This window comes from Bacillus altitudinis, assembly GCF_001191605.1.
Taxonomy (GTDB): domain Bacteria; phylum Bacillota; class Bacilli; order Bacillales; family Bacillaceae; genus Bacillus; species Bacillus altitudinis.
This window is the reverse complement of the sequence record NZ_CP009108.1, coordinates 2,372,315-2,394,987: the sequence shown is the minus strand read 5'-3', so window position 1 is coordinate 2,394,987 and position 22,673 is coordinate 2,372,315. Positions and strand designations below refer to the sequence as shown.

Sequence of the window (22,673 nt, the reverse complement as noted above, 5' to 3'; positions counted from 1 at the left end):
CCCCAAGCATAATTTCATTTGGGCTGTCAGTCATATGAGAGACAAGCCCTTATTTAAGCATATGCACGGCGTTTACAAACATGTCTCCACGTTCTTCAAATGTTTTATGCTGATCCCAACTTGCACAAGCCGGAGACAATAAAATCACGTCTTCTTCTTCAGATATGCTAAACGCCGCAGGTACTGCTTGTTCAACATTATCGACATGTTTTACGTGATGTATTCCCAGCTCTTCACCAAGCTTCACAAACTTAGGCGCAGTCTCACCAAATGTAATCATTCCTTTTACATTCTTCATAAAAGGTTTTAATTCATCAAATTCATTGCCACGATCCAGTCCACCTGCTAGTAAAATGGTCGGCTGCTTGAAGGCAGACAAAGCTTTACTTGTTGCCAGTATATTGGTCGCTTTACTGTCATTATAAAATTTTCTATTTTGAATCGTCTCCACAAATTGCAAACGATGCTTCACTCCACTAAATGTAGTAAGAACTTGTGCAATCGCTTCGTTTGAGCAGCCTGCATTTTTTACAACACAAATAGCTGCTAGAATATTTTCTTGGTTATGCTCACCAGGAAGAACAACATCCTTTAGGTCAATGACATGTTCATTCATATAGTAGATGGCACCATCTTTAATAAACGCTCCATGTGCTACCGGCTCTTTAACTGAGAAAAACACTTTTTGCGCTTTCGAATCTTCTGCTAGTTTGACAACAGATGGATCATCTAGGTTAACCACAGCTATGTCATCTTCCAGTTGATGTGCATACACTTTCTGTTTTGCTTTTTCGTATTCTTCACGCGTGTGATGATAGTCTAAATGTGCGTCAAAAATATTTAATATTAAGCTGATTTTAGGTCTGAATTCAACGGTTCCCATTAACTGAAATGAAGAGAGCTCAGTTACGATCCATTCATCGCCCGCTGCACGCGCGGCAACTTCACTTGCGACCGTTCCGATATTACCTGCTACCAATGTTTTTTGGCTGTCTTTTTTCAACATTTCATAAATCAAAGTAGTCGTGGTCGTTTTTCCATTTGATCCGGTAATCCCAATAAAAGGAGATGAGGTCAAATGATACGCCAATTCTATTTCAGTCCAAACTGGAATTTTTCGGCGAAGCGCCTCTTGGACCATCACATTCTCATAAGGAATTCCAGGGTTCTTAATTAAAATCGTAATTTCTTTATCGTCGAACACACGAAGAGGATGACTGCCACAAATGACATCAATCCCCTTTTCAGAAAGTAACTGAGCAGGCTCGTTTTCTTCAAAAGCTTTTTGGTCATTGACCGTCACGTTTATTCCGTGCTCGTGAAGAATTGAGGCTGCCGCATATCCGCTTTTTGCAAGGCCTAGTACTAGTACATGTTCGTCTTTTAACATTTGCATCCTATTCAATTATAACCACACCTCGATGTAAATTCCTAAAACAGCAAGCAATAAACCAGCTGTCCAGAAGGTGACAACTACTCTCCACTCAGACCAGCCAACTAACTCATAGTGGTGGTGAAGCGGGCTCATCTTAAAGATTCTTTTTCCAGTTGTTTTGAAGGAGATGACTTGAAGGATAACGGATAACGTTTCAACAACAAATACTCCTCCAATAATGACGAGTAAAATCTCAAGTTTCGTTAAAATGGCAATGGCCACTATGGCACCGCCTAAAGCAAGCGATCCCGTATCACCCATAAATACTTTTGCAGGATGCGCATTAAAGACAAGGAACCCAAGGACAGCGCCTGCTACTGCTACCGAAAAGATCGCAACATCATACTGAGATTGATTCCAAGCCAATATAGCAAAAGCTCCGAATGCAATAGCAGCTGTTCCAGATAATAAACCATCAAGTCCATCCGTAAGGTTTACCGCATTAGAACCACCGACAAGCATGAAAACGACGAGGATAAAGTATGCCCATCCTAAGTCAAAGCTGACATCTGTTCCTGGAATGCGAATAGTCGTTGCAAACTCATAATAATGGAAGACTGCATAGAAAATCACAGCAATCACAATTTGCCCGATCAGTTTTTGTTTCGATGTTAAGCCAAGATTTCGCTTCATCGCTACTTTAATATAATCATCTAAAAATCCTAATAATCCGTAGCCAAGGGTGACAAATAACAATAAAAACATTTCTGGACTAATCTCAGAGAATTTGTTAATCATCACGATCGTTGTAATTGTAATAGAAAAGATAATCATAATTCCACCCATTGTTGGGGTACCAGATTTCTTTTGGTGAGACTGAGGTCCTTCTTCTCTAATACTTTGACCAAATTTAAGTCTTCTTAAAAACGGAATAAAAATCGGGGATAAAAGAACACTGATTAAAAATCCCATTATGATTGTAAACAATATCACCTGTTCAAGCATTGTTCTTTACTCCTTCCGAATTTCCAAAGCCGTTTTCCATTAGAAAATAGCATTCATTATTATGATATTCATTCGTGTCTTTCGTATGTTGTTTTTGTACAAAATGCTTCATTTCATTACACTCTTTTCATCATTTTTAAGATTTGTTTAGATCTAAAATAGCGTCCGCTGCCACCTTGGCATCATCAAAGTCATAGACTTGATCACCAATGATTTGGTACGTCTCATGCCCTTTTCCAGCTATTAAGACTGTATCGCCCTTTTTTGCATTGGCAATGGCAAAAAAGATGGCCTGTTTCCGGTTCACAAAGCTGTGATAATAGGCGTTTGGCACGCCATTTTCCATGTCTTTCAAAATGGCTGATGGATCTTCACTTCTTGGATTATCTGATGTGAAAACAGGCTCATCTGCATATTTCACAGCGATTTGGGCCATCTGAGGGCGCTTGGTTTTATCACGGTCGCCCCCGCAGCCAACTACACAGAAAATTCTACCTTCTGTTAATTCTCTGCACGTAGTCAGTACATTTTCTAAACTGTCAGGTGTGTGCGCATAATCAACGATGACTGGGAAGTCTTGATCAAAATTCACAAGTTCGAATCTTCCTTTGACTCCCTCAAGTTCTTCAATGGCACTAACGATCGTTTCAAACGTTAAGCCTGATACAATTCCTACTGATACAGCTGCTAAAATGTTATACACATTGAATTTCCCAATAAGGGCAACCGTCACATTTTTTGTGCCGATTGGGGTGATCAAATCAAATTGTGTTCCCTTTGGTTTGATTTGAATGTTCTTTGCCATTACATCTGCTTCTTGCTCTAAGCCATACGTCATAATCTCAGCAGCTGTGACTTTTTCAAAATAACTAGACGCTTCATCATCTGCATTTAAAATGGCATGCTTCGGCTTATCGTGCTGAAAGGCACTTCCGAGCTGGGAAAAGAGCAAGCTTTTTGCATGTTTATATTCTTCCATTGTGTTGTGGTAGTCCAAATGATCTTGGGTAAGATTTGTAAAGACGGCAATATCATAATCACATCCATGAACACGCCCAAGATGCAAAGCATGTGATGATACTTCCATAATGGCCGTATCTACGTCTTGATCAAGCATCTGCTTAAAGGTCTTCTGAAGGGTGACACTCTCAGGTGTTGTGTTTTTCACTTCGAGAATTTCATCGTTTACCTTCATATACATCGTACCGATTAAACCTGTTTTTTTATCGGCTTTTCTCATGATTTGCTCAATCATGTGTGTTGTGGACGTTTTCCCGTTCGTTCCTGTAATACCAATTAGATTGAGTTGATGAGTTGGCTGTTCGTAAAAAGCATCTGCTATTCTTGCAAGTGCTCTTTGAGAGTGTTTTACAATAATGACTGGTACATCTGTTATGTGAAGTGGGTGTTCTGCTACAATCGCTGCAGCCCCGCTTTTCACTGCTTTTTCAGCGTAATCATGTCCATCTACTGTATAGCCTTTTATACAGACAAAAAGACTCCCTTTTTTCACTTCTCTTGAATCCATTTCAATGGAAGTAATCTCCGGATTTTCGTTTATCAGTTCATTGTTTTCACTTTTAAAGTATGTAAGGAGTTCTTGTAATTTCATTTCATATCAAACCTCTCAAATTCGTTCACGTGCATGTCTTGTGAAAAAAACACACAGTCTATATTTTATCGTAAAAAAAAGGATACATCCAGCGTATTCCTTAAGTTTCTCTTGGAAAAAGCACACTTTATGCTCTTTTTTTAAAGCGACCCTTCTGTTTCAACAAAAAGAGGCAGCCGAATGAGTGCGGCTACCCTCTGTTCATTCTTTATTATTCATCATTTAAGTATAATCGGATCGTGGAACCTTCTTTGACCTTTGTGCCGGCAGCAGGCGATTGCTTCACCACTTTACTGCCAGTTCCTGAAGCATCAATCTTTAGATTAATCAGGAGTGATTCAAGGTCAGAAACAGATCCTCCTACAAGATTCGGTACCTCAATGGTTTTTGTGTCCAGCCATTGATACTTCTTTTCAATTTGTCCTTTTCTTTTTTTCACGCCCATTTCAGGCAGACTGTCTCGCATAATATGGCCCACAATAGGTGCTGCTACTGTCCCACCAAATTGAATCGTGCCTTTTGGGTTATCTACTGCTACATATACAACAATGCTTGGATCATCCGCAGGTGCAAACCCGATAAATGACACAATGTGGTTATTTTCCATGTACTTTCCGTCTTTTACTTTCTGTGCTGTTCCTGTTTTTCCGCCCACCCGATATCCTTCAACGAATGCATTCCGACCAGTTCCTTGAGCGACTACACTTTCAAGGGCATACCTGATTTCTTTAGACGTCTCCGCTGAAATGACTTTCTTCTTGGCAATTGGTGATTGCTTTTTCACTACCTCTTTTGTAATTGGATCGATCCATTCTTTTGCAATATAAGGGGTGTAAAGCGTTCCTCCATTTACTGCGGCTGCCACTGCAGCTACTTGTTGAATCGGCGTAACAGATACACCTTGACCAAAGGCTGTTGTTGCCTGTTCTACAGGACCAACACGATCAAGCGGGAACAAAATTCCTCTACCTTCTCCTTGAAGGTCGATTCCTGTCTTTTGACCAAAGCCGAAATTTTTAATATAAGAAAATAGTTTATCTTTCCCAAGACGGTCGCCTAGCTCGACGAATCCTGGGTTACAAGAGTTTTGTACCACTTCTAGAAACGACTGTGATCCATGTCCTCCCTTTTTCCAGCATCTGAGTCTTGCGCCATCCACTGTCACAGATCCGCTGTCAAAAAAATGATCACGTTTTAAATTTACTTTATTTTCTTCCAGGGCAGCTGCCAGTGTAATGATTTTAAACGTCGATCCTGGCTCATATGTGCTCCACACCGGTAAGTTTCGGTTAAATACTTTTGAATCAACTGATTGGTAGTCAGCCGGATCAAAGTCAGGTCTGCTCGACATTCCCAGAACCTCACCATTTTTCGGATTCATAGCAATGGCAATCATGCCATCTGGGTTATATTTTGCCTGGGCATTGTCTAATTCTCGTTCGATGATGGTTTGCACTTTTGAATCAACGGTTAATTTCATATCAAGCCCATCTTTAGGCGGTGTATAATCATCTGCTTCATCTGGCATTTTCTGCCCTTTTGCATCAGAATAAAATTTCACAGAGCCTTTTTCACCTTTTAGGTCATCATCATAGTACGCTTCTAGCCCAAGTAAGCCTTGATTATCAATTCCAGCAAAACCTAATACATGAGATAAGAAACTTCCAAACGGGTAATGTCTAATGCTGTCCTCTGCTACATAGACTCCATCTAAATCAAGCTCTCTGACTTCTTTTGCTTTTTCATGAGATACTTTTCTCCCCTCTGGGGAAATTCGTTCTATAGACGTTTTCTTGGTGACATGCTTGTACGCTTTCTCCTCAGACATATTCAGCACTGCTGCTAATTTTTTGCTTGTTTCTGCTGGGTCTTTCACCTGCCGCGGCACGACTAAAATAGAGGGAGCACTTTTGTTCGTCGCCAGCTCCACTCCATTTCGATCCAAAATATCTCCTCGTTCTGGTTCAAATGGAAGGTTACGGCTCCATGAATCTTTCGCTAAACTTGTCAGCTTCTCGCCCATAATAAACTGCACATATCCTAATCTAGTATCTATGATGAAAAAAATGATCACCCCAAACAGCAGCACGAAAAGCAATCGTTTTCTCACTGTTACACTTGACACTCGCACGCCCGGTTCACTCCTTACATATGGCTTGTTTTCATCATATGCAGGCTCGTCTTTTTATAGAACGATCTCGTCCATCGCTCAAGCAGAAGAAAAAAACCTAGCAAATGATTTGCTAGGTTTTCAAGTTAATTTGGACTTTTGAAGGTCACTGTGACGACTTTATCTGAAATCTCCGCTCCACTTTTCACGCTTTGTTTGACAGCATATCCTTGTCCATTTGTTTCAATATGCACACCTGAAATAGACGCATATTGAAGAACTTCCCTTCTGGACCAGCCTGTCATATCAGGCATTTTAATGGTTTTCCCTGCTGTTTTCAAAAAGACTTTCTGGCTTTCAGAGAATTCAGAGCCCGCATTTGGCCATTGGCGTTTAATGGATAGACCGTCACCAATGACAACAGGTGATAACTTTTTGTTTTTTGCTTCTGTTTCTGCCTGTTTCACTTCTAAATCTAGGAATGACGGCATTGTTTCTTGTTTTATTTTCTGTTTGCCAGATTTTTTATCATCTGTTTTTGTTGGTGCGATATTTAAATAGAGCAAACTATTTTTCATCACAGGGTTAAAGATTTCTGAAACAGGGGCAGAGCCTGTTTGTGTTTCAGATAGCTGAGGCTGTTGGACAGCCACATAAACGAGCAGCTTCGGATCATCTTTTGGTGCCATTCCCATAAATGAAAAGACGTAATCGTTTCTCCCTTGAAGGTAGCCGCCAGCACCGCCAATTTGTCCTGTACCTGTTTTCCCAGCGACATCAAAACCTTTGATTTGATATGGCTGTCCTGTGCCAATTTTTGAGGAAACGACCTCACCTAAAATGTCACGGACTTGCTTCGCTGTATCAGAAGAAATTGGTTTTCCAGCTACTGTTGGTTCGTGCTGTAAAATTGTTTTGTTTGTGTTCGGGTCTGTAATATGATCAATTACATATGGCTTCATCATCGTTCCACCGTTGGCAATGGCTGTCGCCGCTTCAATTTGCTGAATTGGGGTAATCGCGGACGCCTGACCATAAGCAGTCGATGCTTTGTCATATTCGTATCTGAAATTGATTTTACTAGACGCTTCGTTCGGCAAATCTATGCCTGTTTTGTCATAGAAATGGAATTTTTGTAAGTATTGTTCGTAGCGTGTGAAACCTAACTTTTCTTTTGCCAGTTTCGCAAAAGCTACGTTTGAAGAACGTAGAACACCTTCATGAAAATCAATTTTTCCCCAGCCATTTCCGTTGTTATGGTCTCTTACAAGACCACCGCCTACTTTATAAGTACCAGACTGATACTTGTCACTGCCTTGGTACACTCCTTCTTGGATAGCAGCAGCAAGTGTAAAAATTTTCATCGTTGAACCTGGTTCAAATGCGTAGGAAATGACATCGTTGTTATAATTCGTAATGTCGAGTTCATTTAAATTAAAGCTTGGCCGCTGTCCCATTGCAAGAACTCTTCCAGTTTTCGGATCAACGACTGTCGCAATGATTTTCTTCGGCTTATATTTTTTAGCGACCTGCGTCATACTTTCTTCAAGAAATGCCTGAATTTTTTGGTCGATGGTCAGCGTGACGTTTTTCCCGTCTTTCGGGGCAACGATGTCTTCTTTACTATTCGGAAGTGCCCATCCGCTTCTGTCGCTGTTATACGTTACATAGCCATCTTTTTCTTTTAAATATTTATTCAGCGCCTTTTCTAGACCCATTGCGCCTGACATTTCCTTCGTCGCTTCATCTAATCTAGCATAACCGATTAAGTTCGAAGCAAACATGCCGTTTGGATAATACCTCTTTGTGTCTTTTTCAAAGGCGATCCCAGGAAGTTTTAGCTTTTCAATTTTTTCCTTAGTTGAAAAACTAATATCCTTTCCAGCTTTACCAAACTCGACTTGGAATGCATCTTTTGTATTCAGACGCTTTAAAATTTCACTCTCACTCATATCAATGACCTTTGACAGCTCTTTTGCTGTCTTTTCTTTGTCAACGACATGCATCGGATGCTTTGGATCGACCGTCATTTTCTTGCTCATGATCGCAATCAGCTTATACACAGATGTATCTTCTGCAATCACATTTCCGTTTCTGTCTAAAATGGACCCTCTTTTGGCTTCAAGTGTTTTTTTCGATTGATATTGTTCATTGGCTTTTGCAGCTAACACTTGTCCATCGACGGTTCCCGTAATCTGAATATAAATAAAACGTGCAAGGATGATAAAGAAAAACAGGGCGAAGCAAATACTCGCAATTGCCGCGCCTCTGTTCATCATTTTATTCTTTTTAGGCATCGCCATGTTAATCGACCTTCTTAACATCTTTCGACATGCTTAAGCCTGCTTTTTTAGCGGCTTCAATGATTCTCTCTGGTTCACTTAGTAAATCTTTTTGCTTTTGCAGTTCAGTGATCTTTTTCGATTCTAAAGACACTTGCTGTTCTAGCTTCTGCACTTCGATATTTGCGTGATAAACAGCAAAGGCTTTCGAAATGATGAGGATCGAGCTGCACATGAGAGCCATGACAAACATGACAAGTAAGATTTTTTCACCAAGTGTAATAGAACCTCTTCTTCTAATCACAACCGATTGACCTTGTTGCTCGGTTTGATGTTGCTTTACTTCTCTTTGGTAAGCCAAATTACTCATAAGAAACCTCCTTTTTATCATCATCTATGGTGTCGTTTACTTTTTTTCTGCAATTCGGAGCTTCGCTGAACGGGCACGGTTGTTATATTCCAGCTCTTGTTCTGATGCAACGATTGGTTTTCTCGTGATCAGCTTCAGTTTTGGTTCAAGTCCTTCTGGAATCACTGGTAGTCCGTGCGGAAGTTCTGGAAGAGAAGACATTTCTTTAAATGTACTTTTACAAATCCGATCTTCAAGTGAATGGAATGTAATGACAGAAATTCTCCCCTTCGGATTGAGTAACTCTATTGCTTGTTCTAGTGCTTCTTCAAATACTTTCAATTCGTCATTTACGGCAATTCGGATCGCTTGAAACACTCTTTTCGCTGGATGTCCGCCTTTTCGCCTTGCAGGTGCGGGAATTCCTTCTTTAATAATGTCGACAAGCTCACCTGTTGTTTCAATTGGCGCTTTTTTTCTAGCTTCTTCAATTTTGCGTGCGATTTGCTTGCTGAATTTTTCTTCCCCATATTTGTAGAAAATCCGAACTAGATCTTCAAATGGCCATTCATTCACCACTTGTTTTGCCGACAAAGCAGCGGTTTGATCCATTCGCATGTCAAGAGGTGCATCATGGTGATAACTAAAGCCTCTCTCTGGTGTGTCAAGCTGAGGTGATGAAACCCCAAGATCAAAAATCACACCGTCTACGCTTGTAATTCCTTGTTCATTCAGACGTTCTTTTAAATATCGGAAGTTGCTTTTTATGAAAAGAATGTTCGCTTTAACATGTGCGAGCTTCTCTCGTGCATGATCCAGTGCAGCATCGTCTTGGTCAAACCCAATCAATGTACCTTTTTCTGTTAATTGAGATAGTAAATATGAGCTATGACCTGCGCCGCCTAGCGTGCAGTCCACATATGTACCGTCTTCTTTGACGTTTAAACCGTCAACTGTTTCTTTTAATAATACTGTCTCATGTTGAAACATGATGATATGGTCCCACCTTTTTCAAATAGAAATGAATGTGTAGAAAGCTTGCTGCACAAGGGATTATTATATATCAAATCCAATCATGTTTTCAGCAATTTCAGCAAAAGAATCTTCTTGCTCTTCTGTATATTGTTCCCAGATCGACTTACTCCACAACTCAATTCGATTTGAAACGCCGATGACCACACATTCTTTTTCGAGTTTTGCATATTGGAGTAGGTTGGATGCGATGTTAATGCGCCCCTGCTTGTCCAGATCACATTCAACTGCGCCGGAGAAGAAGAACCGGGTAAACGCACGTGCATCTTTTTTCGTTAGCGGCAGTGCTTTGAGTTTCTCTTCAATTAGTTTCCACTCACTCATAGGGTAGCCAAATAAACATTGATCAAGCCCTCTCGTCAGCACAAACTGTTCTCCGAGACCGTCTCTAAATTTAGCAGGGATGATCATGCGCCCTTTTGTATCAATCGTATGTTGGTATTCACCCATGAACATGATATTAGAGCCCCACTTTCTCACCCATACTCTCCACTATCCACCACTTCTCTCCACAAAACTTATTTTACACTGTTTCCACATAAAAAAAAACCCTGAACTAGTCAGGGTTCATTAAAACTTTATTTCAAAGTTTGACAATTTGTTGCTTGTTTTGAAATGAAAATGGCAGATTTTTGAACGTTTTGAAGAATTCTGGACCATATTTGTTTAAAAAGTACATGATATTCCAAATTCTTTCTTGTGGTGCTTCGAGTGGTTTTAAACTATTTTCAATCCTTTCAAAATCTCGAAGGATGTATCCTTCCTTCTCTTCCACACGCTTTGCAACCTTTTGATAAACAAATTGAAGCTGGTCTTCTATAAATTTGGCATTTTTATCTAATAGCTGTTCAAAGCTTGGTTCGATCTCTAGCGCTTCTTGTCTCATTGCCTCGTGAACATTCGCTAATTCACGTTTGGCATGTTGAACTGATTGAACGAAGCTGTCTGGAAGACTTTGCTGAAAGTGCGCATCCTTCTTTTCTTTCACGCCTTTTGTCAGCACCTCTTCAACCGACAATTCTCTTATTGGCAGCTTCTTATCAATATGCCTTTCAAGAATGGTGACGTGCAGTCTTGGAAGAACGGGTGCCATTTTGACATCGAAGTACTCGAAGATGCCTTTCAGCTCACCCCAATAGTTCACTTCACCGTGTCCAGCCATAAAAGCAAGCGTTGGAAGAAGGGCTTCCTGCATCAATGGACGGGTCACCACATTATTGCTAAACCGCTCTGGGTGCTCCTCGACTTCCTGCAAAAGCTCATCTTTTGTCCAAGTAAGCCCCACTTCAGATATAGAAAATTGGCCATTCTCTTGTTCAATGAGGAAACGTTCATCATCATATTCGTAAAACAAGTTGGCTTGATGGTCACCAGCTTCAATAATCGGCTGATACCCCGCTTGTTTCATGGCAGCCTGCGTGTTATTTAAGCGAGCCACGATCGCATCACTCGACTCCACAATTTGCTTGAATAACGTACGTTCAAGTGGCTTCACGCCGAAGTCTCCTGAATTCAATAACAGCAGTCCATCTTCTTCAAATAGATCGCAAACAATCCACTCAAAGAAATCAGTAAACGTTTCTGATTTGCGTAAACATCGAAGAAGCTGATCAAACAAGTCATTGGTGTAAGCAGATTCCTCATAGGTTGAAAATACATCACGAAGCCATCTCTCTGTTTTCTCTTGGTGGAGAGGTGTTCTTTTCGCAGCTGTTTTTTTCACATGATGTAATGGAAGCTTTTGTTTGACTGGGCCTTTTTCGCCAGACGTGTACACAAAGTTAATTTCGTCTACGTCGTGATCTTCACCCGCTACCCAAAAGACCGGAATAACAGGAACGCCAAGCGCTGATTCTTTTTCTTTGGCAAACTGAATAATGGAAATGATTTTATGTATGGTATAAAGCGGACCTGCCAGTAAGCCTGCCTGCTGTCCTCCAACCACCATGACGCTCCGTTCATCACGGATCTTCTCAATATTCTCACGCATCGCAGCCGAATCAAATTTCGCATGATATGCGCTCATATAATCCGCTAAAGCCTCGCGCGGGAAGCTCCTTTCCATGAGATCGTCGTATCTCTTTTTCCATGTGTGCTCAGAATGTATATCATAATCAAAAAAAGCAGTCATCTCTTTTTTTTCTTCTATATAATCACGTATGAATAAATTCTGACTTCGGATGGAAAGTTCAGTCAATTGCATGTTTAGAACTTCCTTTCTTCAATAAATAGTTAGTTTCCCGAAAAAAGTATAGCATGTAAATGAGCTCACTCAAAAGATTTTGTTTGCTTTTTTTCCAATACTTCCAAGCTTCTATTCAAGAAAGTGAGGAACGGCGGCGTCATCCCTTGACCTTGAGCTTTTTTTAAAAGGTAGCCAATGATTGCTTTTCTTTCAGTTTGGCGGCCTTTGACGATATCTTGCAGCATCGACGATTGATTGGCAGCCGTTTGATGACAAATTGATTTCACATGAGCCCATAGACGATCTTTCTCAAGCAACCCTAGAATGGAAACCGCTTCTTCAAATGCACATGTCATCATATGTTCATATGACGGGTTCGATACCAATTCCCCATTATTCACATGTAATAAAGCCGTCAAAGGATTAATACACACATTGACGAGCAGTTTTTCCTCCAGTACTTTCTTCCATTCATCTGTATAAACCATTTGAAAATCGCCCGTTGACAGTTCACTACTCATAGGTCCTTTTTCCTCATGCAGAAATGCTCCCCACTTGATGACACCAATTCCTGTATGATTTACTGCGCGATCAGACACCTTCATTGCGCCATGCTCTACTACACCAATATATAACTGATGTGCCGCTTTCCAGTTCTTTAAATCGAATAAGTGGGCCATTCCGTTCTGCAAAAATAAGATCCGCTGACGAGGCAGTCCTGATAATTCACTTAGAACATCTTGCAGGTGATGATACTTCACTGTCACAATCAGCAAATCAAATATTCCTTTGACTCCCGTATCGGCTCCAACAGCTGATTGAATGGTTTCCCCTCTTACCATTCGTTCAATGCCTAATGCTCGAATTTCTTCTGCCTGCTGTTTTCTTCTTGTAAAGAGGGTGATGTCATGATGCTCTGATAAATAACTGGCACAAAGCAGACCAATCGCACCACCGCCAATGATTCCAATTTTCAATTGCCGCACTTCCCTTTTTCTGTTTACTTCATGTTATCAACTATTTTACCAGTTTCGTGCTACGATGCAAAAAGCAGATAACGCGCTATGATTGAATTTTTTTAATTAAAAAACTATAATAATAAGTGTAAAAACTTTTTTTAGGCGGATGGGATGAAAACGCCTTCAATGACATCACTGTCGACATTATGTGTGTAAGGGGGAAGATCACATGACACAAGTAAAACGTCTTCTGATTAACTACAAAACATTAGAGGAATTTAAACAATTTAAGGAATATGGCATACAAGAACTTTCCATGCTTGAAGACCTAGAAAGTAATATGATTGAAAATGACAGCAACTCTCCATTTTATGGGATTTACTTTGGAGATAAGCTTGTGGCACGTATGAGCCTCTATCAAGTAGATGGCTCGACGACGACGTATTTTGACCATAATCATGATTATCTAGAGCTGTGGAAACTAGAAGTGCTGCCAGGATATCAGCGTAAAGGATACGGCGAAGCGCTTGTTGATTTCGCAAAATCTTTCGGCCTTCCAATTCGAACGAATCCACGCGTCAAATCTGCCGGTTTTTGGGATAAAATGGGCTTTGAAGCGGTGAAATATGATATGGAACGCGATAAAGGAGAAAACCCACTCATTTGGGAGCCTGCACATATACAAAAGAACACAGGTGAGTCCGCTTAATCATTAAGAAAACGCCCCTCTTTCCATCTGTGAGGGGCGTTTTCTTATTTTGCGTAATCTTTTAAGCTGATATTCTGTTTGACTCTTTCAACAATACCAATAAGTGCCCGGTAATCTTCTTCTGTCATTTTTAATTGACGTTTCAGCTGTTCATTTTCTTCGGTGAGTGATTTTAATTGATGCTGTGCATCTTTAAGCTCCTCCCGTAAATAAGCTGGACCAGATGGTTCTTTCTCAAGCTGCTCTAGAAACCGAATTACTTCTCGAAGCGTCAGTTCAGTCTGATCAGAAGATGCCTTCTCTTCTATGGTGAACGCATGCTGCGGTAAACCCGAAGAATGGATACCAATTTTTTTACGCAGTTCTTTTCGCTGTTTTTTGGCAAGCTCAATGCCTGCCTGGTACTGCTTTCTGACGTAAGAATTCCACCTGAATCCACATGCTGCTGCTGTTCTTGACAATGCTTTTCCAACCTCTTCAAATGCTGAAAGCTGGGTACCTCCATCTCGGATATGCCTTAAGACAACTTCTGCTAAAAGTAAATCTTCATCTTGTGTCCATGCGTCCTGCCGTGTAATCGTCAACTCATCATCCCCCCTGAATCTGAATACCACATCATATGCGCTTACTAGAGTAGATAGACTATTTGCAGGAGAGAAACCTAAAAAATAGATCAATAAAAAAACGCAAGGGAAGATTCCCTCACGTTTTTTTATCAAGCATTAGTTGCTTTTTACGTCTTTGCCTTTGTATGTTCCGCAAGATTTGCAGACACGATGAGAAATTTTCATTTCACCGCATTCTGGGCAAGCTACCATACCAGGTACTTGTAGTTTGAAATGCGTACGACGCAATCTTTTTTTCATTTTAGAAGTTCTTCTAAAAGGTACAGCCATTATTCCCACCTCCTTAAAGAGTTAAGATTCATTATTTTCTTCTAAGAGCTTCTTCAAGCCTTCCAGACGAGGATCAATTCGGTTTTGATGTGCATCTTCCGAAATGACCGCCCAGTCATTCCCTTCCTGTGGTGCAGCACCTTTTACATCAGCTTGGTCGCAAAAGATTTGCATGGGCACTTCAAGAAGAATTTCTTCCTTGACTATAGGCGTTAAGTCGATGATATCGTCTTCTACAACAGATACGTCTTCATCTTCTATATCGTCTGTCTTATGAAGTACAAATAGTTCTTTTGTTGAAATCGCAAATGGATAATTTACATCAACAAGCGTTCTTGAACAAGGCAATGTCATTTCACCTGTGATGGTTAAATCAAATGCGACTTGCTTTGATTCGATCACTCCAGTCCCTTTCACCTCTACTGGTGAAATACGACGTATATCTGAATGAAGGCTAGTAAGTTCATTTAAGTCAACCGTCTCATGAAAATCGAAGCTGTTTTTAGCTTTTTGATGTAACTGATAAACTGTCCATTTCAATTGTATCACCTCTAAGAGCAACAAACATGATTATAGCTTTCATCATGCTATTTGTCAATATTTTTTCTTTACAGTCCTTCATGACGTCAAAGGGCTGTTTGACATCAGTTCTCGGAATGCCTAAACTGAAAAAAATGGTCTTCATTTTTCCCTTATGCTACTGTAGCACAGACCATTTAACCATAGCAAGAAAGGCGGAACATCTATTGAAAGCAGTGGGAGTCGTTGTCGAGTACAATCCATTTCATTATGGGCATGCCTATCATGTGAATCAGGCGAAAAAACAAACCTCCTCAGATGTTGCCATTGCCGTCATGAGCGGTTCTTTCCTCCAGCGCGGGGAGCCTGCCATCGTCTCAAAATGGGCACGCACAAAAATGGCACTGCAAAACGGCGTAGACATTGTGTGTGAGCTTCCATACATATATGCCGTACAAAAGGCAGAAACCTTCGCCAATGGCGCTGTGTCCATCCTTGATGCATTAAAATGCCATTCTCTTTTTTTCGGCAGTGAGGATGGAGAGATCAACGCATTTGAGCGCACAGCACACGCTTGGTATGAAAAAAAGGCAGAGATTGACCTTTTCACAAAAGAAAAGGTGAAAGAAGGTCTTAGTTATCCCGCAGCAGCAGCAGGTGCGTTTCAAGAAGTCATTCATTCTGAACACTTACTGGATTTGTCCAAACCAAATAACATTTTAGGCTTTCATTATGTTAAAGCCATCTTAGAGAGAGCTCCTCACATGCAGCCTTTTACGTCTCAAAGAATTGCATCTGATTATCATGATGAAGAACTACCTGACAACCAAAAAATCGCAAGCGCCACAAGTATCCGAAAAGCTTTAAAAGAACAGAGCTCATTTCAAGCAGTCACGCCCTACCTCCCGGACGCTACTTTAAAGCAATTACACGACTATCATTCTTCATATGGTCTTTTACATACGCAAGAAGCCTATTTTCGCTTTCTGAAACATGTCTTTCATACAATGGATACGAGTGAACTAGAGGGCATCTATGAAATTGAAGAAGGCATTGAACACCGCATGCAAAAAGCCATGACACATGCGTCTTCCTACGAGGAGTATCTATCACTTGTCAAAACAAAACGATATACGTGGACAAGGTTACAGCGGATGAATACGCATCTATTAATGAACGTGAAGAAAAAGACGATGCACGAGCTGCTTGAAGAGAAAAAAGCGCCCTATATTCGTTTACTTGGAATGACAAGGAAAGGACAACAGTACCTGTCTCTTGTAAAAAAAGAGTTGGATGTACCACTTGTGAGTAAACTGTCTTCCTTTTCACATCCCGCCCTTGATCTTGATATTCGCGCTTCAAGGGTGTTCAGCCTTCCCATCTGTGAACCCATGCAAACAGAATTAACGAAAGCAGAGTTTAAAACATCACCGATTCGATATGATGAAGAGAGCGGACTCTTTTCATCTTGATAGAAAAAAGCAGCCTGATTTGCAGGCTGCTCTTTTTTATGATGCTTTCTCTTTTAATTTGTTTAAATAGTTTAGTGCGTCCTGCATGGTATCCACAGGAACGATTTTCATATCACTTTTAATATCTTTTGCTGTTTTGACTGCATTTTTGTAGTCAGAGTTTGGGTCACCTTTATCATTCGGTGCAAAGAAGATGTCTTTCCCTGCTTTGTCTGCTGCAACAACCTTTTGATCAATTCCGCCAATCGGTCCGACTGTACCATCTGCATCAATCGTTCCAGTTCCTGCGATCGCATAGCCATGTGTTTCATCTTCTTTTGTCAGCTGATTGTAAATTTCAAGTGACATCATTAAACCAGCCGATGGACCGCCGATGTTTTCAATATCCACTTTCACAGAAGGAGACACTTTCACATGACGGTCTGTAAATAGTGATACGCCAATTCCCACTCGTTTTGGCTCTTCTTTAAATGGTTTTAACGTCACGTTCTGCGTGATTTCTTTGCCATTACGTTCAAGTACAAAACGGACAGTCGTGCCTGCTTTTTTACTGCTGATATACGAAACCATTTTATCTGCTGACTCGTATGTATGGCCGTCGACACTTTTGATCTTATCACCAACTTCAATCTTCCCATATGCAGGCATTCCTTTCATCACATAGCTCGCATATACCCCATTAAACGTATAATCTACTTTTTTTCCCGCTTTTGTATAAGCGGCAATCATCGCATTTTCTTGAGAACTTTTCATGAGCTGCAGCTGCCGTTTCATATAATCCTCATCAGACTCTCCGTCCGCTTTAATATTTTCTTCTGGAACGATTTCGTCATACTTGTTCATTTTTGCAAGCAAATACGTATATGGATTGGCTGGACCTACTTTAATGGTCATAAGAGAAAAGCTGCCCTTCTCGCCATATCCTCCGTCTACTTGAATGTGTGGCGCAATTTCTGTGGCATCACCTGGCTTTGTGACGTAATAGGGCAGTTTCACAAAAGTTAAGCCAAATAAGACTAGAACAACAGCAAAAAAGCTGAGCCAGCGAATATTTAATTTTTTCATTCGATTAACACTCCCATTTATCAATGACATCTTTCAGTTTTCCTTTTAGTTGGTCGGCGGCGAGTTCACCTGCTTCAATCATTTCTTGAACCTGTGTAAACGCACTAGAGCTAAAGGTCTCGAGCTTCGGCCGAATCATGAGATCTGCATGAATGGTTTGGTGACGAACCAATTCATTTTGAAGGATGTCCAAACTTTGCATAATGACATCCGATAATCTCGTTGCCTTTTCTGTTTTTTTCACCCTTGATACATCAGAGGCGATAATGAGATCTGCCCCCATTTCTTTGAGAACAGAGACAGGAATGCGGTCCACTACCGCTCCATCCACCAATTGCCTGCCGCCTATTTCATGCGGAACAAACACACCCGGAATGCTAATGCTTGCCCTGACTGCTTGTGAGACAGACCCTTCTTTGAACACAACCTTCTCCCCTGTCTGAAGGTCACAGGCGACAATCGCAAGAGGCACGCGCATTTCTTCAATATTCTTCCCATATGTAAACGTGTGAATCAGCTGCAAAATTCGATTTCCTTTTAACAGACCGATTTTTGGCAGTGTATAGTCAGCATAATACTTTCTTCTGAAGACAAGTGCAAGTTTTTTCATTTTTTCTACGTCTTGTCCTGCCGCATAAAAGCTCCCCACAAGAGCACCAATACTGCTTCCTGCGATCATATCCACCTGAATTCCTTGTTTCTCAAGACTAGATAAAACCCCGATATGCGCCATCCCTCTGGCACCCCCGGAGCCCAGCGCAAGCCCGATAATCGGTCGTTTCATGAATCCACCCTCCTCTTTCTATGCATATATACGAATCTATAGGTCTAAACATGCCCCTTCTCATCGTATAGTAATAGAAGACAGGCTCGGCTAGCATCTCTTTTTCTTTAATCACGAGCTCGCCAATAGATTATAACGGCAAGGGGCGACATCTCCATGAAAAAATGGAACACTCTGTTCATCGCTGCTTTTTTTATCTTTTTAACAGCCACTGTGATAACACATCCACAAGCCTCTTTGCAAGCATCGAAAAATGGACTTGCAATGTGGTGGGAAGTGGTTTTTCCATCGCTGCTACCTTTTTTTATTTTGTCCGAGCTATTAATCAGTTTCGGGATTGTCAGATTTGTCGGCGTATTATTAGAGCCATTTATGCGGCCTATCTTTCGGGTGCCTGGTGTCGGCGGTTTTGTATTAGCGATGGGAATGGCCTCTGGTTTTCCTTCTGGCGCTAAATTGACGACAAGACTTCGGCAGGAAGGACAGCTGACAAGAATTGAAGCAGAACGCCTTGTGTCATTTACCAATTCTTCAAACCCTTTGTTCATTTTTGGAGCAGTGGCTGTAGGATTTTTTCATCACCCAGCTTTAGGCATTGTGTTAGCCTGTGCACATTATTTAGGAAATCTCGCGGTTGGGGTGACGATGCGCGGATATAAAGCACGTCATGATGCGCACCTCAGAAGCCGAAAAGGATTTTTATTGCCTCCAATTCGAGAAGCATTCAGCGCTCTTCATACGGCAAGACTCGCAGAAAAAAGACCACTTGGCCAAATATTAAGTGACGCTGTCATGTCATCTGTTCAAACGCTCTTTATGATTGGCGGCTTTATCATTTTATTTTCTGTCTTTAGTAAAATGCTCGCTGTCGTTCATGTAACAGATCTTCTCTCTATCGGGATCGGCTCTATACTGAAAACGCTGCACCTTCCGCCGGAATTAGATCTAGCCATGATTGCGGGTCTATTTGAAATCACATTAGGAAGTCAGCTCACAGGGTCACAAGAGGTTTCCCTGCTCGCTAAAACAATTGTGGTCAGCTTTATTTTAGGATTTAGCGGATTCTCCGTTCAAGCTCAGGTAGCTGGGATTTTGGCAGCAACCGATATACGCTTTAAACCGTTTTTCTTCGCCCGTTTGCTTCACGGTATTTACGCAGCCGTCTTTGCCTTTTTGTTATTCAAACCCCTTTATGTCTCTAAAGCAGACATGGCGCTTCCAGCAGGGGCATTTGAAACAAGCGAGCAAGTCGTGATGTTTAGCAGCGTGTTATGGAATCAGCTTGTATCTGCTGGTCCTCTCATCACCTTGTTCAGTCTGATCGTGTATATTGCACTCTATTATCAGAAATTAAAAAATGGATGAGTGCACAATGCACTCATCCATTAAATTTCTCTTTCAGCGCAGCTTCGACCTCTTGCGGTACAAGCTCTTTGACTGATCCATGATATTTCGCTACTTCTTTAACAATGCTTGAACTTAAGAAGGAGTATTGATTATTCGTCATCATAAAGAACGTTTCAATGTCATCATTCAACACTTTGTTCATTGATGTCCCTTGCATCTCGTATTCAAAGTCCGTCACCGCTCTAAGTCCGCGTAAAATGACTTTCGCCTCTTTTTGTTTCGCATAATCAACGAGCAGTCCATGAAAGGATTCCACTTTGATATTTGGTAGCTCCTTTGTTGCTTGACGAATGAGTTCACATCGCTCTTCAACAGTAAACAACGGCTTTTTTGACGAATTATTGAGGACGCACACATATACTTCATCAAAAATCTTCGCCCCTCTTTTGATAATATCCAAATGGCCCAATGTGACTGGATCGAAGCTACCCGGACAAACGGCTATATTCCCCATGCTTTAATTTCCCCGCTTTCTATAGATCGTAATGCCAGTCATTCCGTACATTTCCTGCCTTGAGATATGCAGCTGTCCTGCTTCCTCTGGCAGTGTCACATCTTTATCATGCTCACACACAATGACGCCATCATCTGCTAATAAGGAATGCTCATCAATCGTATCAAGAAGTGCTTTCAACTTTTGATCTTTATACGGCGGATCAAGGAAGATGGCTTGAAAAGATTCTTCTCGCTTCACTACAGCGGCGAGTGCACGGTTTGCATCATTTCGAAACACTTCACTTTGATCCATCAGCGACAATTGATTCAAGTTGCCTTTAATCGTCTGAATCGCCTTCATATCTCGATCCACAAATATACAATGATCGAATCCTCTAGAAAGCGCTTCAATTCCTAAACCACCACTTCCAGCAAATAAATCAAGGGCCCATCCCCCATCAAAATACGGTCCAATCATATTAAAAATGGATTCTTTTACTTTATCTGTTGTTGGTCTTGTTGATTGGCCGGGTACGGCTTTCAGCGTGCGGCCTTTTTTTGTTCCAGAAATCACTCTCATTTTTCCACCACTTTTTCTGCTTGCATCTATTGAATATTGTTTGATGACAAAAAATTCAACATTATCTTACCATATCCACTCCACATGGGACAATGCACTGAATTCCATTCATTTTCTATGTATAGATCACAAAAGAGAGGGTCATACTACTGTTAACAGCATCTGATGTGGTGCTGTTGCCAACCGCGGAGAAGACTTACGTTTCCCCATAAGTTCTTCCTCCGGTTTCTCCTCTCCCTTTGCCTTCTCCTTAATGAATCATTAAGAATAGAAGGACCCCGCGGGTGATGCCGCGGGGGTTTTTTTGTGTCTTTAAAAGCCCACCTTATAATCATACTCTTTTGCTTTGTCCAATTTCGATTCGTACTCTAATTTAATAAAAGGTTTATAGGAAGGCTCAACACGTTTTACAAATGGCAATGAACTGAGCTTTGCCATGTGGCGCTCAAGATCATTCATATCACAATAAATCACTGCATATTTCATTTTCCTTGAAATATAGTGAACATTCCCAAATTTCCTTAGCGCTTTTGACTGCTTTAACGAATGCAGCCAAACGACCATCCCTTGACGTTTGGTATCCATCTTTTCACCTGCCGCTTTTCAATTCTTTCCGTTCATTATGTAAAAGACGAGACGTTCAAGTCTCGTCAAGATACTTTACAGCCACAGCTGCCTCCTGATCCACAGCCACCGCCGCATGATGATAGACCATCAAAATATGGGTTCCCTGTTGGAACTTTAATATATGCTGATACAGCTTGCCCGATTTCAATACTAATCTCATCTAAGATGGATTGAATCGCTGTTTCTGCTTTTTTGAAATCAACCACTGTATCGTGAAGATCTAGCTTTCTTTTGACCTCACGCATTTCTTTTGAGATCGTTCTATAGTCCGGATGGTATTTGCCGAACCGCTGCACATCTTCATATTGCTCTTTTACTTTTGTAAAATGGGCAATAATTTGTTGGGCTTCTTCGTCTTGCTGGAGACGCTTAAAGCAGTTGCGGTAATGTTCAGCCTCCTCCGACTGAAGAATCATGGCAGCCAATTGATTTGCTTCCTCTTGGAGCTCCACGAATTCGATTGTCGCATACATAAATGTTGCACCTCCAATTCATAGTTTACCACGAAACCTATGGATCAGAAAATGCTTTTACGTGACAAATACATCCCACGTCTCTCTTTTCTGCTTATATTCAGGGTGACGAGAATTTAGCACAACGGTCATTTTATGCTTTCCTTTTGAAAGGTGCTTGACCACAAACGCCGCAGTATACTCATTGCCTGCCCGTTTCCCGTCTACATACACAGTAAAATACCCCGCCTTCTTATCCTTTTTCAGGGGTGAAGGTTCAAGGTGAAAATCTTGAAGTGTACTTTCTATATACACAACAGATCCCTGCACTTTGTATTTTAAAAAGCCTTGCTGCTTCATTTCACTTTGCGTCTGCTGCATGACTGGTACTGCTGGTTCTTGCCTAGTTACTTGCTCTTGATCATGTTGACTTTGACATCCGGTGAGAAGAAAAAGCAATGCGCATATTGACAGCATCCATTTCATGTTCTGATTCTCCTTTCGTCTACTTTCATAGGATGCTCATGAAATAGACATCTTAATCAACTCAAAAAAAGCCTCACCCGGCTCCATTTTGATTGCGCATTGCTTGGAACATCTGAATCATCATTTCAGCCATTTGGACACTATTGCTCAACTGGCTCACACGATGAGGAATGGTTTTTTCGTAAAAGTTCATTTTATCTAATTCAAACGAAGTGACATTTTCAGGATGCCGCGTTAACTGTCTATACCAGAGTGGGCGCTGCCTGATGAATTTGATTCGATCCTCTTCGGCCATGACAAACTCTTGTACTTCTCTCCGCACCAAAAGCATC

24 protein-coding genes are annotated in these 22,673 nt (G+C 41.1%); 3 read left to right on the top strand and 21 right to left on the bottom strand.

What is annotated here, in order from left to right; translation table 11 throughout:
• Window positions 1-49: 49 nt before the first annotated feature.
• The 10 genes from murD to ID12_RS12010 form a co-directional block, all read right to left on the bottom strand.
• On the bottom strand, window positions 50-1,396 hold the full coding sequence (murD, locus tag ID12_RS12055) for a UDP-N-acetylmuramoyl-L-alanine--D-glutamate ligase (RefSeq protein ID WP_370648319.1): 1,347 nt from the start codon (window positions 1,394-1,396) through the stop codon (window positions 50-52).
• 9 nt (window positions 1,397-1,405) lie between these two features.
• Window positions 1,406-2,380, bottom strand: a complete 975-nt coding sequence (mraY, locus tag ID12_RS12050) for a phospho-N-acetylmuramoyl-pentapeptide-transferase (RefSeq protein WP_007499771.1) — start codon at window positions 2,378-2,380, stop codon at window positions 1,406-1,408.
• Window positions 2,381-2,516: 136 nt separating this feature from the next.
• Window positions 2,517-3,992 carry a UDP-N-acetylmuramoyl-L-alanyl-D-glutamate--2,6-diaminopimelate ligase gene (locus ID12_RS12045; protein ID WP_007499773.1) on the bottom strand — a complete coding sequence of 492 codons (1,476 nt, stop codon included), beginning with the start codon at window positions 3,990-3,992 and terminating at the stop codon, window positions 2,517-2,519.
• A 211-nt stretch (window positions 3,993-4,203) separates the two neighbouring features.
• Window positions 4,204-6,123 (bottom strand): stage V sporulation protein D, encoded by a 1,920-nt coding sequence (locus ID12_RS12040; RefSeq protein WP_017359366.1) that lies wholly within the window; start codon window positions 6,121-6,123, stop codon window positions 4,204-4,206.
• Window positions 6,124-6,248: 125 nt separating this feature from the next.
• Window positions 6,249-8,399: a penicillin-binding protein gene (locus tag ID12_RS12035; protein WP_050827687.1), complete on the bottom strand. Its 2,151-nt coding sequence runs from the start codon at window positions 8,397-8,399 to the stop codon at window positions 6,249-6,251.
• A gap of 7 nt (window positions 8,400-8,406) precedes the next feature.
• A complete protein-coding gene (gene ftsL, locus ID12_RS12030) occupies window positions 8,407-8,754 on the bottom strand; it encodes a cell division protein FtsL (protein WP_025207292.1) in 348 nt (115 codons plus the stop codon).
• Window positions 8,755-8,790: 36 nt separating this feature from the next.
• Window positions 8,791-9,723, bottom strand: a complete 933-nt coding sequence (gene rsmH / locus ID12_RS12025) for a 16S rRNA (cytosine(1402)-N(4))-methyltransferase RsmH (protein ID WP_050827236.1) — start codon at window positions 9,721-9,723, stop codon at window positions 8,791-8,793.
• 66 nt (window positions 9,724-9,789) lie between these two features.
• Window positions 9,790-10,221, bottom strand: a complete 432-nt coding sequence (gene mraZ, locus ID12_RS12020) for a division/cell wall cluster transcriptional repressor MraZ (RefSeq protein WP_003211163.1) — start codon at window positions 10,219-10,221, stop codon at window positions 9,790-9,792.
• A gap of 127 nt (window positions 10,222-10,348) precedes the next feature.
• Window positions 10,349-11,968 (bottom strand): bacillithiol biosynthesis cysteine-adding enzyme BshC, encoded by a 1,620-nt coding sequence (gene bshC / locus ID12_RS12015; RefSeq protein WP_050827235.1) that lies wholly within the window; start codon window positions 11,966-11,968, stop codon window positions 10,349-10,351.
• A gap of 65 nt (window positions 11,969-12,033) precedes the next feature.
• The gene (locus ID12_RS12010; protein ID WP_035392152.1) at window positions 12,034-12,927 is read right to left on the bottom strand and encodes a 2-dehydropantoate 2-reductase; all 894 of its coding nucleotides are present in this window, start codon (window positions 12,925-12,927) and stop codon (window positions 12,034-12,036) included.
• Between the two features lie 211 nt (window positions 12,928-13,138).
• On the opposite strand from ID12_RS12010, the gene ID12_RS12005 reads away from it, so the two are divergent.
• Entirely contained in the window at window positions 13,139-13,618 is a 480-nt protein-coding gene (locus ID12_RS12005; protein WP_007499784.1) for an N-acetyltransferase, read from the top strand.
• A gap of 44 nt (window positions 13,619-13,662) precedes the next feature.
• Here the strand turns inward: ID12_RS12005 and gerR are convergent, their stop codons facing one another.
• The 3 genes from gerR to ID12_RS11990 all read right to left on the bottom strand — a co-directional run bounded on the left by gerR (window position 13,663) and on the right by ID12_RS11990 (window position 15,054).
• Window positions 13,663-14,202 carry a sporulation-specific transcriptional regulator GerR gene (gerR, locus tag ID12_RS12000; RefSeq protein WP_017359370.1) on the bottom strand — a complete coding sequence of 180 codons (540 nt, stop codon included), beginning with the start codon at window positions 14,200-14,202 and terminating at the stop codon, window positions 13,663-13,665.
• Window positions 14,203-14,340: 138 nt separating this feature from the next.
• On the bottom strand, window positions 14,341-14,514 hold the full coding sequence (gene rpmF / locus ID12_RS11995; RefSeq protein ID WP_008354700.1) for a 50S ribosomal protein L32: 174 nt from the start codon (window positions 14,512-14,514) through the stop codon (window positions 14,341-14,343).
• A gap of 21 nt (window positions 14,515-14,535) precedes the next feature.
• A complete protein-coding gene (locus tag ID12_RS11990; protein ID WP_008345010.1) occupies window positions 14,536-15,054 on the bottom strand; it encodes a YceD family protein in 519 nt (172 codons plus the stop codon).
• A gap of 206 nt (window positions 15,055-15,260) precedes the next feature.
• On the opposite strand from ID12_RS11990, the gene ID12_RS11985 reads away from it, so the two are divergent.
• Window positions 15,261-16,505, top strand: coding sequence for a nucleotidyltransferase (locus ID12_RS11985; RefSeq protein ID WP_025207289.1), 1,245 nt, complete (start codon window positions 15,261-15,263; stop codon window positions 16,503-16,505).
• A gap of 36 nt (window positions 16,506-16,541) precedes the next feature.
• Here the strand turns inward: ID12_RS11985 and ID12_RS11980 are convergent, their stop codons facing one another.
• Window positions 16,542-17,570: a SepM family pheromone-processing serine protease gene (locus ID12_RS11980; protein WP_017359372.1), complete on the bottom strand. Its 1,029-nt coding sequence runs from the start codon at window positions 17,568-17,570 to the stop codon at window positions 16,542-16,544.
• A 4-nt stretch (window positions 17,571-17,574) separates the two neighbouring features.
• Complete coding sequence (locus ID12_RS11975; protein WP_017367186.1) at window positions 17,575-18,354, bottom strand: patatin-like phospholipase family protein; 780 nt, start codon at window positions 18,352-18,354, stop codon at window positions 17,575-17,577.
• A 156-nt stretch (window positions 18,355-18,510) separates the two neighbouring features.
• Here ID12_RS11975 and ylbJ point away from each other — a divergent pair, with 156 nt between their 5' ends.
• A complete protein-coding gene (gene ylbJ / locus ID12_RS11970) occupies window positions 18,511-19,719 on the top strand; it encodes a sporulation integral membrane protein YlbJ (protein WP_048001591.1) in 1,209 nt (402 codons plus the stop codon).
• A 13-nt stretch (window positions 19,720-19,732) separates the two neighbouring features.
• On the opposite strand, the gene coaD is transcribed toward ylbJ, so the two are convergent.
• From coaD to ID12_RS11940, 6 genes are all read right to left on the bottom strand, one after another.
• On the bottom strand, window positions 19,733-20,215 hold the full coding sequence (gene coaD / locus ID12_RS11965) for a pantetheine-phosphate adenylyltransferase (protein WP_007499803.1): 483 nt from the start codon (window positions 20,213-20,215) through the stop codon (window positions 19,733-19,735).
• A 3-nt stretch (window positions 20,216-20,218) separates the two neighbouring features.
• The gene (gene rsmD, locus ID12_RS11960; RefSeq protein ID WP_007499805.1) at window positions 20,219-20,776 is read right to left on the bottom strand and encodes a 16S rRNA (guanine(966)-N(2))-methyltransferase RsmD; all 558 of its coding nucleotides are present in this window, start codon (window positions 20,774-20,776) and stop codon (window positions 20,219-20,221) included.
• A gap of 312 nt (window positions 20,777-21,088) precedes the next feature.
• On the bottom strand, window positions 21,089-21,361 hold the full coding sequence (locus ID12_RS11955; protein ID WP_008345023.1) for a YlbG family protein: 273 nt from the start codon (window positions 21,359-21,361) through the stop codon (window positions 21,089-21,091).
• Window positions 21,362-21,426: 65 nt separating this feature from the next.
• On the bottom strand, window positions 21,427-21,876 hold the full coding sequence (ricF, locus tag ID12_RS11950; RefSeq protein ID WP_017359375.1) for a regulatory iron-sulfur-containing complex subunit RicF: 450 nt from the start codon (window positions 21,874-21,876) through the stop codon (window positions 21,427-21,429).
• Between the two features lie 57 nt (window positions 21,877-21,933).
• Window positions 21,934-22,341 (bottom strand): hypothetical protein, encoded by a 408-nt coding sequence (locus ID12_RS11945; protein ID WP_007499810.1) that lies wholly within the window; start codon window positions 22,339-22,341, stop codon window positions 21,934-21,936.
• A gap of 73 nt (window positions 22,342-22,414) precedes the next feature.
• Entirely contained in the window at window positions 22,415-22,663 is a 249-nt protein-coding gene (locus ID12_RS11940) for a YlbE-like family protein (RefSeq protein WP_017359376.1), read from the bottom strand.
• Window positions 22,664-22,673 lie beyond the last annotated feature (10 nt).

Excerpts from the sequence above, each read along its gene's own strand:
- ID12_RS12045 (WP_007499773.1), bottom strand. The coding sequence starts at position 3,992 with ATGAAATTACAAGAACTCCTTACATACTTTAAAAGTGAAAACAATGAA.
- coaD (WP_007499803.1), bottom strand. The coding sequence starts at position 20,215 with ATGGGGAATATAGCCGTTTGTCCGGGTAGCTTCGATCCAGTCACATTG.
- ricF (WP_017359375.1), bottom strand. The coding sequence starts at position 21,876 with ATGTATGCGACAATCGAATTCGTGGAGCTCCAAGAGGAAGCAAATCAA.
- ID12_RS12035 (WP_050827687.1), bottom strand. The coding sequence starts at position 8,399 with ATGCCTAAAAAGAATAAAATGATGAACAGAGGCGCGGCAATTGCGAGT.
- ID12_RS11980 (WP_017359372.1), bottom strand. The coding sequence starts at position 17,570 with ATGAAAAAATTAAATATTCGCTGGCTCAGCTTTTTTGCTGTTGTTCTA.
- rsmD (WP_007499805.1), bottom strand. The coding sequence starts at position 20,776 with ATGAGAGTGATTTCTGGAACAAAAAAAGGCCGCACGCTGAAAGCCGTA.
- ID12_RS12005 (WP_007499784.1), top strand. The coding sequence starts at position 13,139 with ATGACACAAGTAAAACGTCTTCTGATTAACTACAAAACATTAGAGGAA.
- ID12_RS11975 (WP_017367186.1), bottom strand. The coding sequence starts at position 18,354 with ATGAAACGACCGATTATCGGGCTTGCGCTGGGCTCCGGGGGTGCCAGA.
- ylbJ (WP_048001591.1), top strand. The coding sequence starts at position 18,511 with ATGAAAAAATGGAACACTCTGTTCATCGCTGCTTTTTTTATCTTTTTA.
- ID12_RS11945 (WP_007499810.1), bottom strand. The coding sequence starts at position 22,341 with ATGAAATGGATGCTGTCAATATGCGCATTGCTTTTTCTTCTCACCGGA.
- bshC (WP_050827235.1), bottom strand. The coding sequence starts at position 11,968 with ATGCAATTGACTGAACTTTCCATCCGAAGTCAGAATTTATTCATACGT.
- murD (WP_370648319.1), bottom strand. The coding sequence starts at position 1,396 with ATGCAAATGTTAAAAGACGAACATGTACTAGTACTAGGCCTTGCAAAA.
- mraZ (WP_003211163.1), bottom strand. The coding sequence starts at position 10,221 with ATGTTCATGGGTGAATACCAACATACGATTGATACAAAAGGGCGCATG.
- rpmF (WP_008354700.1), bottom strand. The coding sequence starts at position 14,514 with ATGGCTGTACCTTTTAGAAGAACTTCTAAAATGAAAAAAAGATTGCGT.
- mraY (WP_007499771.1), bottom strand. The coding sequence starts at position 2,380 with ATGCTTGAACAGGTGATATTGTTTACAATCATAATGGGATTTTTAATC.
- ftsL (WP_025207292.1), bottom strand. The coding sequence starts at position 8,754 with ATGAGTAATTTGGCTTACCAAAGAGAAGTAAAGCAACATCAAACCGAG.
- ID12_RS11955 (WP_008345023.1), bottom strand. The coding sequence starts at position 21,361 with ATGGATACCAAACGTCAAGGGATGGTCGTTTGGCTGCATTCGTTAAAG.
- rsmH (WP_050827236.1), bottom strand. The coding sequence starts at position 9,723 with ATGTTTCAACATGAGACAGTATTATTAAAAGAAACAGTTGACGGTTTA.